The organism is Duganella levis, from assembly GCF_009857605.1.
GTDB lineage: Bacteria > Pseudomonadota > Gammaproteobacteria > Burkholderiales > Burkholderiaceae_D > Rugamonas > Rugamonas levis.
This window is the reverse complement of record NZ_WWCT01000035.1, coordinates 1-14525: the sequence shown is the minus strand read 5'-3', so window position 1 is coordinate 14525 and position 14525 is coordinate 1. Positions and strand designations below refer to the sequence as shown.

Sequence of the window (14525 nt, the reverse complement as noted above, 5' to 3'; positions counted from 1 at the left end):
CTTCCAGTGCCCCTATTCATCCAGCTCGGAAGGTGGACCTTCCCGTACCTGCCTATTCGAAGCGAGCGGTGAGCGGCGCTTCTTTAGCTACGTCCGCGTCGAATACCCAACCCGCGATTTCTTGATCAATTAGCTCCTGTCGATTCAGAAGGAACAGTTGATGTTCTTTTGGGTTCTTAGTACCAGTCGGTGTTGTGTCTATGTGCCAATGTCGTAAGAAGTACGGCACCAGGCACAAGCTCATGGTAACGATTTTGGTATCGCCTTCCATGTCATAGTCGAAGCGGATAGTTTCAGGATGGTCTGCTTGGGGATGCGGCCCCAGGATAACTGCAACTTCCTTGGTCCATTCGGGATCTTGGTCTATCGATTTTTCCGAAGGGCCACTTTCGGCTACCGCGTGGAAGCGCGCGAGGTTGAAATCCGTGAACCTTTTCTTTGCATGGTTAAAACAGCGAATGTGCCAACGCAGACCGTCATGGACCAGCGCTGCTGGCGACAGGATGCGTTCACTTGCTCCGCTTTCCAGCGACGCATAGGTAGCTGAAACTTGCTTGTGTTGGTACATCGCACGGGTCAGCGCAGCGACAAGGTCTACCGGTACTTTTCTCTTTATTGAAGCCTGTACGCTGCTCGCCAGCCGCTTGGCATGCTCCGGGTTGAGCGCAATTGCGCGTTCCCCAGACAGCGAGTACAGCGATTGGTCAACGTCATGGGTGAAGAGTGGAGCTCCGCCGGCATAGACATAGCAGCGCTGCCGAAGGTCATATTCCAACATGGCAGGGGCCAGTTCTGCATAGAGGGACAAATCCTTTGTCGCAGCAGGCTCACTGATGCCAAACCGGACCACGAGGTCCTTACGTGCAACTTGGCCGACAAAAAATGCCAAAAAATCAATGTAAAACAGGCGTTCACGCTGCGTATCGCGCTGTAATTCCATAAACAACTCCCCCAAGTTAGCTCGCAATTATACATTAGTCGAGCTCGTCGCAAAATAAAATATGACGTGATAAAAATTATTTCCACGTAATGAATATCCTGATACAGTTCACTCATCGGCCACGTTCCGGCCTCCATCTGTCGATGAAAGACGACTATGAATCAGCCAATTACCCATAATGAACACGCTGCGGCAGGCGCGGACCATGGCCAGCCCTTCGAGATTGTTATCAACGCGGAACCCTTCGAAATTAAGCAGAAGGAGCTGACGTTTCGCGAGTTGTGTTTGCTCGCGTTTCCAGACGGCCAGTTCGGTGAAAACGTTGCCTGGACTGTGACCTACTCCGACCCGCATGGCCCTGAAGGCTCCATGGTGGACGGCGACACTATCAAAGTGAAGAAAGGAATGGTGTTCAATGTTGGCCGATCTGATAAGTCGTAATTCCGACCTCCAGCGGTTGCAGGATGACGGATATTCCGTGGAAATTGTGCACAAGACAGGGCTGCATCTGTTGGTGCACGATGTTCCTTACCTCAACGCTCAACGAACAATTTTGCGTGGCACGTTGGTCTGTCCGATTTTCCTCAAGGAGGACGGTTTGACGAATGCTTCGGCAAATCATCAGGCATGGTTCATCGGTGAGCACCCCTGCACGGTGAACGGCTTGCCGATTTCAGGCATCGTGCATTCGAGTGGTCGAAACGATATGGGGGATGGCATTGTCACCGACCACGGCTTTTCGACGAAGCCGCCGGTAACGGGCGTCTACCCAGACTATCACGCGAAAATGTCTCATTACGTCAACGTCATTTCCGCGCCGGCACAGCATGTCGATCCGCAAGCTACAGCGAAGCTGCACAAGCCGATTTTGACAACTGATGACTCTGTATTTCTTTATGCGGATACGGCTTCAACCCGAGCTGGTATCGGCGCGCTCGCCGGCAAGCTCTCGCCTTTGCGAATCGCCATTGTTGGTCTCGGGGGGACGGGGTCGTTCATCTTGGATCAAGTTGCCAAAACCCACGTGCGCGAAATTCATCTGTTTGACGGCGATGCCTATTACTCGCATAACGCTTACCGGGCACCCGGAGCTACATCAATAGCGGAACTGCAGTCGCCTGAGTCGAAAGCACTGCGCTATTCGCGTATCTACAGCAGCATGCGTCGCGGGGTTGTGCCTCATGCTGAATACGTTACAGAAGAAAATGTGGAGCAGTTGGCAGAGTTCGACTTCGTCTTCATCTGCGTTGATAAGGGGGCAGTCCGGGAACTCATCGCGAATGTCTTGATTCCACGCGGTGTGCCTTTTATCGATGTGGGCATGCATATCCAGATGACCAAAGACGCCTCGACATTGGTTGGTCAAGTCAGGACTACTCTATGCTCGCCGAAGAAGCATGATCACTTCGCGCGCCGCGTGCCGACGGACGATACCCAGCTCGATAACGACTACGGCATGAACATTCAGGTGACTGAACTGAATGCGCTCAATGCCATCATGGCTGTCATTCGCTGGAAGAAATACTTCGGAATTTATGATGACCGGATGCAGGAACACGAATCGGTGTACGCCATTAACACGCACATGATTACGAAGGACGAGAAAGCGTGAAGGCCAGTGAGCTGAGGCCTGAATATGTGGAGCTGATGCCGAAGGTAATCGAGGAAGGAGTCCTGTACATCTCGAAGAAATACGGCACAGCGATTCACAAATGTTGCTGCGGCTGTGGTCAAAAGGTGGTGACGCCGCTGAAGCCCACAGAGTGGTCGCTTTCCGTTGCGGCTGGAGGCGTCACGCTACGCCCCTCGATTGGCAACTGGAGCTTTCCGTGTCGGTCGCACTATTGGATTCGAAATAATCGGGTCGTGTGGGCGGGAGACATGAGTGCAGCCGAGATAGAACGTGGCCGTCGGTTGGATCGAGCTGCAAAGCAAGAATACTTCGCACGGGCTGGCAAGAAGCGGGCCGCGCCAACAAATCCTCCGACTGTGCAGGGACCAGGGCTATGGAAGCGGTTTACAAAGTGGCTCACTTCCAGTTAGCGAGATCTGGAGCATGGAGAGCGTAAGATTCGGCAATCTGGCACGCTGCTGTGTGTGCTCCACACACACGGGCCGCTTGCGGTGTTCGGAGACAAAAAAAATCCCGCATGGGTGACTTCGATAAACTTGAAGTCACCCATGCGGGAAATATGATTTTGCTGATCAGCGATCAGTATTGGTGAGCATTGTCACAGCAGCCATGGATGCATCGCGCATCGCGCGGCTGTCCGAAAGGTGGGCATACCGCTGGGTCGTCTGAGAACTTGCATGGCCCAGCATCTTCTGGATGGTGTATAGACTTACACCAGCCACGGCAGCAGCACCGGCCAGTGAATGCCTCAAATCGTGGATACGCGCGTGCTTGACCTTCGCGGATGCCAAGGCCCGCATCCAGACTTTGCGAATGTTATTCATGGGCTTTTTCGGGTCAACGCCGGGGAATACCCAGGGGCTACCCGGCGTCGGCTTAATGCTCTTGAGCAGATCGATCGCTACCGGGTTCAACGTGACATATCTCGAGCGGCCAGACTTCGTATGGCTTAAGAATATCGTCCCCTCCTTTAAATCGACAGCGCTTAACGGCAACGTGAGCACTTCTGCATGGCGCAGGCCAGTGTACATCAAGAGCAAGATCGCCTGAGCACCGAGGCGGTTAGGCTCAGCATCAAGGGCCATTTGCAGGCGCTTGATTTCATCGGACTTCAACGCGCGTCCGACATCGCTCGATTCCTGCAATTTTTTGATGCCGGCGCAGGGATTTTTTACGATGCCGCGTTCCCAGGCGATCGCGAGGCCCAGCATGCGCGACAGCAGTGCCAAGTGCCTATTGCTTGTGGCGTTCGAGTGGCTCTGAGCGATGGCGGTACGGTACATATCGACGTCACGTCGGGAAATGTCGCAGATGCGCTTATGACCAAATACCTTGAGCATGTGCAGGCGCAGCTTGCTCTCGTCCATGTCGGCGGAGCGCTTGTGTTTTTCAGCATAAGGCATGTACTCATCGTTTGCGAATTCCGCAAACGTCGGCATGCCCTTGACCATATCAATCTGAGATTTCGGATCGATGCCGCGATCGACCATCGCGCCATACTCGATAGCTTTCTTACGTGCTTCGTCAACCGAGATTCCGGGGAATTCCCCGATGCGAATCGCGGGCTTCTTGCCATTGAAGGTATAACGGCAGTACCAGGTCTTGCGGTTTTTCGATACCATCAGCTTGACGCTTGTAGCCATATCAGTATATTCAATCTCCTTTGCCTTCGATCCCGGTGCTGGCCCAGCCAATTTTTCGCAGATCTTGGTGGTGAAATTGTATTTGCGGCTTGCCATGTAAGTTCTCCTGAAAGTGCATAAAAAAAGCCGCCGATGGCTGACACCACGGGCGGCTGTTGTTGGTTGAAGGGAGACCTACTAAAATTTCCTCCCTATATTGTTGTTCACGTTTCCTCCAAGAAGGCTGTTTGTGATAGGCCGCTAGAACGGGGCGGCAACGAGTTCTTTGTATCGCCGCCGTCTTCTGCTATTGCTTAGAAAATTGCATTGGTGAGAAAAAGAGAAGCAAACTAAGACAACGTGACGGTGGTTTCACTAGTCCTTGTGTCCGCGTGTGGCGCGGCGGGCCGTGCACTCCATAGAGCCAACATCCGCAAGGGTTCCCGGCAAAACGGAAATTATAGAAACTGGCATCGAATCCGGCTCTGGTCCATTTCTGGTAAATCTGTTTTCGCTCTGCCAGGAATTTTCAAAACCTGCCTCCCTCCCTCCCCGCGACGTGATTTCCGAGGTGCGAGTGAAATCGCCAACAGTGATTTGAATTTCGATCAACTGGGGAGGGAGGGAGGCAACAACCAAGACTTTTCGGCAGCGATATAGAGCGCACCAAAAAGTCGGGCCGTATTATCGACGGCGGCCGGATCAATACTCGTCGGGCAGTAGCAACGTGGTGGCCGAACGATCAGCTTCGGTAATGATCCAAATACGCGCACCATCCGCCAATGTGTAGCTCGAAAGCACACGCGCGCCGATATGCAGGGCATCGGTGTTCGAAACGGCATCATCGGGCGGCACATCGCCCCAGTCACCGCGCATGTGTCGAGAGATCAGGCGCATTGGAACGACACCATTTTTTTCGAGTGCATGGAGCGCGCCGGGTGTGACGACGAGATCGCCCAGGGGGAATAACATAGCATTGCTGGTAGTGGGTTGGTTCATAGAAAATCCTCTATTGGTGAGTAGACATGGCAAGCATTCGCACCCAGCACAATGTGGTGCAGGACGGAGCGTCTTCTGGCTTCGGAATATTGTTTCTTGATGTGCCGTCACGATCTTTGGGGTAATCGATTCCGGCTGCACGGCAGTCGTTCAAACGTTCCTTCGATGGCGCATGTTCAGGAAGTTTTTTTGAGGCGGGAGGCACCTGCTCATTTTGCGATGCTGCGCAAACGCATACTGGTAGGGTTTCAACGTGTTGCTAACCGTTGCGGTCGTCGGTGTCCTGACAATTGGCGTCAGTACGTATAACCATAGTCAAACAGCTCTGCCCTGATGGCCGAAATTTCGATATGGTTGACGTCTGGCGATGCCAAGATATCAGCGATGCGCAGGTACAGCGTTTCCATTTGCGGGGTGGGATGAATGGCGTAGTCTTCCTCAGAATGATAGCCCTCCATCTCGATGCCGAGCATGATTGGATTGATCGGAATCGTCAGTGCGACGAACTGCTCAGGATTCATACCCTCCACAATCGCCATTAGACCGGTGACGGTGACGACAAGGCCGTCGCTGACGAGGAAATCAGAAGCGTGTTCAGCATCGTTCACGACGACGGGATCCTCCATACCGTCGAGATCGACAAGCTGTACGCAATAGGAATTCAACACGTTTTGGTAGTACACGGCACCGCGATGGTGATACGTCGCAATGAGTGGCGACCAGTACGCGATGATCTTTGCATAGTCGTTCGGCAAATTTGGCGCGCCGGAAAATATCACACCCCGCAATTCAGCCTTGATTTTTACATGCTGTTGATAGGTGGCGGCATTCGCAGGTGTTAGATGAATTGCTACCTCAGCATCGGCAGGAAGTTCGATAAGGTTGAGTGCATTGGTGTTGAGGTAGTACCCTGGAGATGCCGTGAGGTCGGTGGCCGGGTCGTCACTTAGGCTAACCCGGTCATAGTAAACTAGGTCCTTGATGGTATTGACCGTCTCCATAGCCTCGGGGCTGATATAGACATAGATCTTGGCTTGCATAGTTTGATTTCCTCTATTCGTTGATGGTGAACCCCTTGCGCAGCAGCTTGATTTTGTGACGCTGCTCGACGATGGGGCGATTGATGTTGAACAAGCTGAGATCACGCGTACCGCTGACGAGATTTATCTGCTTGGTGCTAACGGCACGGCGTATGACCTGCTCGCCAACCGAGCCGTCAAAATGGAATTGACCGGCGCTGAAACTCACACGGTCCACGTCGTACTGTGCACCGGCAATAAATTTCATTGCGTCTGCTGGTGACTTCATCAAAATGAGCTGGATGGTTTTTCCCGCGCGAGCTGACCTGCCAAGAAAGTAGCGTGGATAGCTGGCCGCTGACTGCGATACCTCTTTGAATTTGAAAGCAAACTGATCTTCCAGAATCAGCATCACATCGGCGCTCAGCGAGATAAGGTCGATGTCCGTAAATTCTGGATGAACCCTTGGTGATAGCAGGTGCTTGGCGAAGCCACCGAACAGATACAGGCGCGGTTCGTTCATGAGGTACTGCGCCAGCCGCTCCGTATCCAGTACGATGTCATGGCCCACGCAATCCACCGTAGACAGGTAGCGGCCGGATAAGCATAGTTCCTTGGAGACGAACACGATGCCGCTATGTCCGAAGGTCAGCTCGCCAAAATTGAGCGGGTAGATGCTGTTGAGGTTTTCGCGGAGTACGAGGCGCTTACCCAGATGGCGGTATAGCGCAAAATACTGGGGCTTTAACGTGGCGATGTCCGAGGTGGGTAACGGTGGCAGGACCAGTGAGTATTCGACGTCCATCCCATCCCATTCGTGCTGAAATTGCCCGAGCGCGTCCAGTACGTCAGCGTCCAGGGACACCGAGACGTAATCCACGATGTCCCGCAGCTCGGCGATGTGCTGGATTTCGCGGGTGATGATGCGGACCTTGTAGCCATGCTCCTTGATGGTCTGGATCATTGCCAGCAATTGCGGGCCGTACTCCTCGAATCGGTATAGTGGATCTGCACCGCCGCTAATTGTGATAAACGATTTATCACATTTTGTTATGAACGCGGAAATTGTCTCTGTGCCTTGACCGCCATGTGGCAGCAGCGGCGAATCGCGCCAGTTACAGTAAGAGCATGCCTTGGCGCAGCCGAACCCCTTGGCTTTCCAGTTGACGATAATCGTAAAGTTTGGCGATACCGGTCTAACGATGTCCGGTTTCATGTCCGGTCCTTTCGGTGCGGGGCGATGATGCAGCTTGCCAGTTGAGTGAAATGGTGGATGAAGTCGGCGCAGCGCTGCACGAAGCGCGCGCCTATTGGCTGTGGGGGATTACGTGACCAGGTCAAGATTGGCCGCGGCGATTGATTGCTCATGATTGAAGCCTCGATTTGGTAGGGGAAAATGAAAAGCGCCCGAAGATCCACGGGGATCGTCGGGCGCTTGGCGGGAGCCTTGTCGGCTCGATGGAGGTTATAGTGAGTTCGGCGCTTCCTGCCTGCTATTGGAACTTCGCCATCTCGGCCTTGTAGCCAGGATCATTAACCACCGTTTTGGTGATGGCCCACATGATCACCCAGCGCGCCACGCCAGCAGGAACAAATGTTGTGCCACCTCGTGGCTCTTCGCGGCTATAGACTATTTCGTGGTTGATATCGAAGTTGCGCACATCGGTGCGGACTGAGAAGCCATCGCTATACTCGCCGCGCATGCTGCACACGATAGCGCCGGTATCGTTGCGGGTGCCTTTGAAGATCGCGTCAGTGAACCGGTAGTACATCTTCTTGCCCAGGCCGGCAGGGAGGGTATAGGACTTCAGGATGAAGTCGTAGTTCTCGCCGCTGTAGTCTGACTTGAGGATGAAGGCGCCCTTCCGGTTGAAGTAGATGTCGTTATACGTCCTGACTGCATCAGCGGCCAGCGCCTTGGCAATTGCAGCATTGGCCTCGGTTGCGTAGGGGATGCATGGGTTTGTTGCCCCGAGAGCCGATGCGGAAAGGATCGACAGCCCGGCGGCGAATAAGGCGAGTTTGTTTTTTTTCACGATTACATTCCTATGAGAAGCGATTGAAGAATTTGGGAGTACCGGCCATGCTGGATATTTGCGTCCAGAAGCCGAGCATTTAAGTGCCGCAGAGTAATTTTACAGTAACTATATGGTTTTAAATAAACTTCTTGGTACTACATAGTTACTGTATAAGTTGATACCGTCCGGCTTCATGGATGACACAAACGAAACAATTAGGCAGCAGTTCAGCGACCGGTTAAAGAAGGAGCTAGCCCGCGCAGGACTACCTGTTTCCAGCCCCACGCAGATAACGAACGAGTTCAATCGCCTGTACCCGCAGCACAAGATGGCCGCCCAGACGATGCGAAAGTGGCTATTTGCGGAGGCGATACCGACACAAGCCAAGCTGTTGGCGCTTGCCGATATGCTGGGCGTATCGCCGCAATGGCTGCGCTTCGGGATGGGGGCACGGAAGGCGTCGAAGGCAAGCAGCATTGCTCATGATGATGCCGCCAATCCTGCGGGAGGCGTTGTCGTCAGCCAGCAGCAGGCCGCGTTAGCGCCTGTCGTTGATCTGTTGACGCGGCTGTCGCCGTCGAACGTGCGATTGGTAGAAAAGATCGTGCGTTGCGTCCTTGATGAGCAGGACGCCCAGCACTGAACGATTCGGCTCTTGATCTGAGCTGAGCAGCAATGGGATGCGAGGTTATTTTTTACGCGGCACCGTCAGCGTTTTTTTGTGTTCCATGTGATCCGTAATCGGCTCGGCTTCGAGCGTCTTTTTGTCAACGCCCTTGATGTCGATCTCGATCAGTTTTCCGGTCTCGGCGAGCATCACTTTTTTCCAGGCAGCCCAATCGCCAGAACGAACATGCTGCGTTTCAGCTTCAGGCGCTGCAGCAATCAAACCTTCATTGCGTAGGGCAGTTGTCAGGAACCCGGCGTTGTTACTGCTCCGACCGACGAAGGCTTCCTTGAAGGTCTTTGAAGGAAAGGGCTTGGCAGGCAAGGATGTATCCAGGCATGCTTCGATCTTCGTAAAGTCCACCCGCTCTTTGCTGAAATACCCACCTCCCCTGTTCGATGTGATGGCAATGAAAAGCTGCTGACGACCAATGTCAGCGAGCACGTTGTAGCCGATGCTGCCTTCAGAGCGCGCGCCCAGCTTGGGTGCAATGCCTTCCTTGAGCAGCCAGAACGATTGTGTGATTGCAGCTTCCGGCGTGGTCGCGTCGGTGGGTATTGATGATTCGGTACTCGTCGCGGATGAATCCATGGGGGACATTTTGGTCATGTCGATCTCCTGTTGTGTGTTCCTACTTCAGAAAGCAAAAATCCCCATGACTTTGCGGTCATGGGGATTCAAATTGTTTGATGCTGGGTGTTGCAGGTAGGTCAGCGCCGGTACTTGAGCGAGAAAGCGAGGTCAAGGCTGCGTGGCAGCAATGCTTGCTTGAGAACTGTTGCACCTGCATTGCTTGTTCGGGTACTGAGCGAACGTGCGGGCGAGTTCTGGCTCGACCACGTCCAGATCGGTTTTGCCGTGATGTCAATCATGGGTGGGATTTCCTTTTCTACGTTGAAATGAAAAAGTCCGAAGACCATTGCGAGGCCTCGGACTCTGGCTGGGCTCAACCATGAAAATTATATATACCTCAACTTTTTGTCGTTACGAGCCGAGCCCATCGGCGGGGCGCGCGTCCTACAACTATTTGTCTACCGGTGGCTGTTCGGCGTTGCGCTGCCAAAAACGTGGCGCAAAAATAAATTTATATACTTGTTGACGAAATCACGAAAGTCCCTCTATGATTCCGGCCAGCAACACAGAAGTATATCGGGAGCTGTCCAATTCCGCCTGCCGCGCGGACAGCAAATACCCACAAAATCGCAAGATTACACGGCAGGCCTTCCACAGGCTACTCCTAGCCCATACGGTCGATTCAGCGTCTTAAGGATGGTTTTCGAACCAACCAGACGCGCCAGCAAATACATTCGGGTCCGATGGCCCGCGACTGAATTACGTCGCACTTGCCATCTGCCTAAGAGTTTTGTGGGAATCGTTTTGTCGCCCCCACTACCACGATCTGCCAGTCTCGGAGTCGAGATCTAAATGCTGATCGTTGTCGTGACCGATAAACTTAACATGACGCGTTCATACGCGGGTTAAGGCCGACGCCGTGGAAATTATTCCCCCATCCTCATCCCCTCTCGTTCCTCTTTTGAACGAAACGGCCCTCGCTAGCTAACAGCCGAATTGATCGGCAAATCGCAGCATAAGAACTGAAAAATCGGCGTCGGCCTACCTAACCCAGATAGGACCGACATAATGAAAAAGCTGCACACTGCTACCACCACGCTGAATAAACGCATCATCAGCCTGTTCGGCAGCATCAAGGATAACCGTCCCCAGTCACACGAGGTTGACTGGTCCGAACTCGTCTCGCTGTTCAGCGTCCATGATGAGCGCGAAGAAAAAGAAGGCGGAGCCTTTTCTGGTGCCGAGTTCGTGCCGAACACGACCCGCAAGAAGGAAAATGCAGTTCAGGTGAACTTCGTCGTCCTGGATATTGATAGCGGCAATAAGGACGCTTTCATCGCGCGCTGCAAACAGCAGGGCTGGACCTGCATCATCTATTCCACTTTCAGCCATGTGACCGGCAACGACTGCTTCCGCGCTGTGTTCCAGCCGTCACGCCCGATACTTCCAGCTGAATGGCCGATCGCATGGGATGCGATGAACTACCTGCTGGGCGCGCAATCCGATACGGCCACGCGCGATATCTCCCATATCTTCTATACGCCAAGCCACCCCAAGGCCAGTAAGGCGGACGCTTTCGTTGAGGTGATCGAGGGCGACAAACCCGTTGATGTCGAAATGCTGCTGGTCACGCCCGTGATCGAAACCGTTATCATGAAGGCGCGCAAGAAAAAATCGTCCTCGAAATCGTCGGACGATATGTCCTGCCGCGAAATCGCAGACGAAGTCCGCAAAGCCTTCGCGGGCGGCCTCTGGTATTACAACGAAAACTTCCGCGTGTATGCCGATGGCTATTGGCGCAAGCTCAACCAGCGCGTCGAAGTTACCAAGTTCATTCTCGAAAAGTATGCCGACCTGTCGGCAGCCGGCGCCTATGAGGCCACCGAGACGTTGAAAATCATGTGCTCGGAGTTGGCGAACGAGATCAACGTGCAAGAGGACAAAGCAGGCCAAGAAGCGATGCGTCGCCTGATTTGCCTGAAGAACGGGACACTTGATCCTGTAACGCGTGAACTGCTTCCGCATGCCCCGGAGCACCGCCGCATGTGCGCACTGGATATCGAGTGGAACCCTGCCGCCGAAGCGAAACGCTTCCTGACGTTCCTTTTCGAAATTTGGGGTGCAGAACCAGACTACGCCGAGCGTGTAGAGTTCCTGCAAGAATGGATGGGATACCTTCTCCTGCCTTCCAATAAATTTGAACGCTTCCTCTGGCTCACCGGCGCAGGCGCAAACGGCAAGAGCGTGTTGCTCGAAGTAATGGCGAACCTTGTTGGCCGCGAGAACACCACTTGGGCTCACCTCGACCGCCTCAACCGTACCGCTGTCCGCGCCACGCTCGAAGGAAAGATGCTGAACATCTCGACGGAGATGAACGCCGACGGCACGCTGGTCGACGGCCATCTGAAGTCGATCACGTCAGGTGAACCGATTGATGCCGAACCCAAATATAAGGACCCGTACTCCTTCATTCCCACTGTCAAGCTGGTCGCTGCCACGAACCACCTGCCGCGCCTGAAGGACACGTCTGGCGGCTTCGCGCGCCGCGCATGCATCCTCGCCTTCAACAAGGTGTTCTCGCCGGAAGAACGGGATGCCAATCTCAGCCAAACGCTAACCGGCGAGCTCGCTGGCATCTTGGTCTGGTCGTTGGAAGGCCTGGCGCGGCTGCTCGAACGCGGTCGCTTCGTGCCGCCGCCATCGTCCGACGCCACTGTCCAGGCATACCGCATCGAGGCAGATTCCGTTTCGCTGTTCAACCACGATTGCCTCGACCCATGCACCAACGGTACGCCTGTCGGCATCCTGTATCAAGCATATCGCGAGTTCTGCACGACGAACGGCTTCCAGCCTACCAACGTTGCGATCTTCGGCCGCCGCCTGTCCGAGGCTGGCATCGAGACCTTACGGAAGTCGCGTGGCAAGCCAATCCGCGCAGCCAAAATGCGTGTGAGCACCGAGGCCGATGATGTGCCTTCCGCCAGCAACGTGGTGGCGATCGCGCGCAAGGGCACGAAAGTCAGCGCTGACGAACTGTTCGGCGATCTCGACAGTACGGGCACTGAAGGCTAATAACCAACGTTCAACGCAATCACGACGCAGCGCTCGCCATCTGCTTGGCGGGCGTCATCATCCCAAAGTGAGAATAAATTATGAATTTCAATAATACGAACCCAAGCAAAAATATTGATCCCCAAGCTGCGGCCTTCATTGCGGGCGTCCAACGCTCCGCCATCGATCCTGTCGATGAACAGCAGATCGATATCGAGAGTTTTACTAATAGCAGCCCGGCGCAGGTAAAGCGCCTGCTGGACTACTTCGCAGCAAGCCACGGCGCTCTTGAACACTGGACTTTTCAGGACATTGTGGAGACCCTGAGTGCGGAGCGCAAGAAGCAAGGCAAGGAGGTGGGAAAGCAGCATGCCGTTCACCATTTCAATTTATGCCGCGCCTATGCTGCCGGCCACGCTATCGCTGAAGTCGAGACGTTGTACTACTCCTACTACGACAACGAGGAAATCGACCTTGAGGATGCCTTGGAGCACGAGCCGATCACGGTACGCCATACCGTAGGCGATGTCACGCTGAATGTGTACCCTCAAAATGATGATGGGTTCCAGGCGTTCGGAATTGTCGATGCGCCTGATTCTGTCTTCCACTCTCCGCTAGCAAAGGTCATCGCCTATCTGGAGCTTCCAACGGCCAAAGGCAGCTATGAATTCGACGTCTGCCTGGATGCTCCGATCTACTGGTTTTATGGCACTAAGCTTGTGGCTGCAGGCTACATCGACCAGGTTCTTCACGAGGACCTAATCGTCACGCCAACGCACGTGATATTGCCCATCATCGCAATCCCGGATTGGAAGTGGCCGAAGAGTGCCGACGTCATGGACATGTTGCCAAGTGAGTGTCAGGATGAGTTGATCGCCTTCTTAGACTATGCCAAGAAAAAAAATTCTCAGGGCGATGATCAGCTTTCGCTCCTCACGGTTTCCGAGGACGCTCGTTCCCTGCCCAAAATTGCCATCGAGATGGATAGCGGCCTGGGCCTCGAAATTTCCAGCGACATAGGTTACACGTACTCGATGAATCAGTCTGCTGCTCGCAATGCTATAGCGAAGCAGCGCCGCAAAAATTTGTAAGGGTTACTTGGTCGCCGAACATGTCGAGCTCGGCGGCCCTCATTCTGAGTAAATAGATTTTCCACTGACTTGAAAGCAATTCTAGAATGAACATAAAAAACTGGAGGCTTGGAAGCCAACACGCCGACCCTGTCGTTCAAGGCCTACACTACATACGGGGCATGGACGGGGCTATCACCGTGATGTACCGGCACACTGACGGCGAGTACGACTACGGCGAAATCCTCGGCATTTTGGGCGATATATCGATCCATGCTGCGCGTGCACATGCGCGCATGCTGTCGGAAGATTTATGCCCTATCTAGCAGAGAATTCACCGTACTAGGGCCTTGGTGTTGCAGGCTCGTACTTCAATTTTGGTACGACCTGCAACAATTTGGTCTGGTCTATTGCGCATGCCGCATGCTTCAAAGCTTTCAACATCAAGAGCGACGACGATAGATCAATATTGCCCGTTATTGTGGGTGATTTGGGCGCTTACCCCGGGCCGCCTTATCTTCGGCAAGGCGGTCGCCTTGGAGCACTTAAACATAGGCTGCGGCACCTCCTAGAGCGCGCGCGTGATGGTGCTGTCTGAAGCCGAGTTTGTGCAGCCGGTTTGACATAGGAGGCAGGTTGCTATTTGCGTTCTGGCGCAACAGCCCAGGACGGCTTTCATCGAATCTGATCTGCAAAATTTATGCACTATTTGTAGAAAAATATCGTGCAAATTCGTACCAGTAAGACTTTGATTTTCCTCTGATTTATTGCTTTCACATGGGGCAATTTGCGTGCAAATTGCCCCATGTTGATTTGCATCCAAAACTGACCCACTTTGCCGCATAATTTGCACACGAAACTGACCCACGTTTAATTCACAATCCTACTCATGACATTGAGTGGGGAATTGGAGTGATCGACGTGGCATTACTA

At 53.6% G+C, this 14525-nt stretch carries 14 protein-coding genes; 6 read left to right on the top strand and 8 right to left on the bottom strand.

Annotated features, from left to right (window positions below):
* Nucleotides 1-52 precede the first annotated feature (52 nt).
* On the bottom strand, nucleotides 53-940 hold the full coding sequence (locus GTP69_RS28200) for a BrxR family transcriptional regulator (RefSeq protein ID WP_161057995.1): 888 nt from the start codon (nucleotides 938-940) through the stop codon (nucleotides 53-55).
* A 156-nt stretch (nucleotides 941-1096) separates the two neighbouring features.
* Between GTP69_RS28200 and GTP69_RS28195 the strand changes: the two genes are divergently transcribed.
* The 3 genes from GTP69_RS28195 to GTP69_RS31910 are packed head-to-tail and all read left to right on the top strand — an operon-like array spanning nucleotide 1097 to nucleotide 2983.
* On the top strand, nucleotides 1097-1381 hold the full coding sequence (locus GTP69_RS28195; protein WP_161057994.1) for a multiubiquitin domain-containing protein: 285 nt from the start codon (nucleotides 1097-1099) through the stop codon (nucleotides 1379-1381).
* On the top strand, nucleotides 1356-2552 hold the full coding sequence (locus GTP69_RS28190) for a ThiF family adenylyltransferase (protein WP_161057993.1): 1197 nt from the start codon (nucleotides 1356-1358) through the stop codon (nucleotides 2550-2552). Before GTP69_RS28195 ends, GTP69_RS28190 begins: the two co-directional genes overlap by 26 nt.
* Nucleotides 2553-2587: 35 nt before the next feature.
* Nucleotides 2588-2983 carry a ubiquitination-like system serine protease family protein gene (locus GTP69_RS31910; protein WP_371868170.1) on the top strand — a complete coding sequence of 132 codons (396 nt, stop codon included), beginning with the start codon at nucleotides 2588-2590 and terminating at the stop codon, nucleotides 2981-2983.
* Between the two features lie 162 nt (nucleotides 2984-3145).
* Here GTP69_RS31910 and GTP69_RS28185 read toward each other — a convergent pair whose 3' ends face one another.
* From GTP69_RS28185 to GTP69_RS28165, 5 genes are all read right to left on the bottom strand, one after another.
* A complete protein-coding gene (locus GTP69_RS28185) occupies nucleotides 3146-4312 on the bottom strand; it encodes a tyrosine-type recombinase/integrase (RefSeq protein WP_161057992.1) in 1167 nt (388 codons plus the stop codon).
* A 585-nt stretch (nucleotides 4313-4897) separates the two neighbouring features.
* Nucleotides 4898-5194 (bottom strand): hypothetical protein, encoded by a 297-nt coding sequence (locus GTP69_RS28180; RefSeq protein WP_161057991.1) that lies wholly within the window; start codon nucleotides 5192-5194, stop codon nucleotides 4898-4900.
* A 296-nt stretch (nucleotides 5195-5490) separates the two neighbouring features.
* Nucleotides 5491-6234 carry a hypothetical protein gene (locus tag GTP69_RS28175; RefSeq protein ID WP_161057990.1) on the bottom strand — a complete coding sequence of 248 codons (744 nt, stop codon included), beginning with the start codon at nucleotides 6232-6234 and terminating at the stop codon, nucleotides 5491-5493.
* A 13-nt stretch (nucleotides 6235-6247) separates the two neighbouring features.
* Entirely contained in the window at nucleotides 6248-7429 is a 1182-nt protein-coding gene (locus tag GTP69_RS28170) for a radical SAM family protein (RefSeq protein ID WP_161057989.1), read from the bottom strand.
* Nucleotides 7430-7706: 277 nt separating this feature from the next.
* Nucleotides 7707-8249, bottom strand: a complete 543-nt coding sequence (locus GTP69_RS28165; RefSeq protein WP_161057988.1) for a hypothetical protein — start codon at nucleotides 8247-8249, stop codon at nucleotides 7707-7709.
* A 175-nt stretch (nucleotides 8250-8424) separates the two neighbouring features.
* On the opposite strand from GTP69_RS28165, the gene GTP69_RS28160 reads away from it, so the two are divergent.
* Nucleotides 8425-8874: a hypothetical protein gene (locus GTP69_RS28160; RefSeq protein ID WP_161057987.1), complete on the top strand. Its 450-nt coding sequence runs from the start codon at nucleotides 8425-8427 to the stop codon at nucleotides 8872-8874.
* 45 nt (nucleotides 8875-8919) lie between these two features.
* Here GTP69_RS28160 and GTP69_RS28155 read toward each other — a convergent pair whose 3' ends face one another.
* Nucleotides 8920-9507 (bottom strand): hypothetical protein, encoded by a 588-nt coding sequence (locus GTP69_RS28155; RefSeq protein WP_161057986.1) that lies wholly within the window; start codon nucleotides 9505-9507, stop codon nucleotides 8920-8922.
* A gap of 101 nt (nucleotides 9508-9608) precedes the next feature.
* Nucleotides 9609-9770: a hypothetical protein gene (locus GTP69_RS28150; RefSeq protein WP_161057985.1), complete on the bottom strand. Its 162-nt coding sequence runs from the start codon at nucleotides 9768-9770 to the stop codon at nucleotides 9609-9611.
* Between the two features lie 769 nt (nucleotides 9771-10539).
* Here GTP69_RS28150 and GTP69_RS28145 point away from each other — a divergent pair.
* Nucleotides 10540-12543, top strand: coding sequence for a DNA primase family protein (locus GTP69_RS28145; RefSeq protein ID WP_161057984.1), 2004 nt, complete (start codon nucleotides 10540-10542; stop codon nucleotides 12541-12543).
* An 80-nt stretch (nucleotides 12544-12623) separates the two neighbouring features.
* The gene (locus tag GTP69_RS28140; protein ID WP_161057983.1) at nucleotides 12624-13613 is read left to right on the top strand and encodes a hypothetical protein; all 990 of its coding nucleotides are present in this window, start codon (nucleotides 12624-12626) and stop codon (nucleotides 13611-13613) included.
* Nucleotides 13614-14525 lie beyond the last annotated feature (912 nt).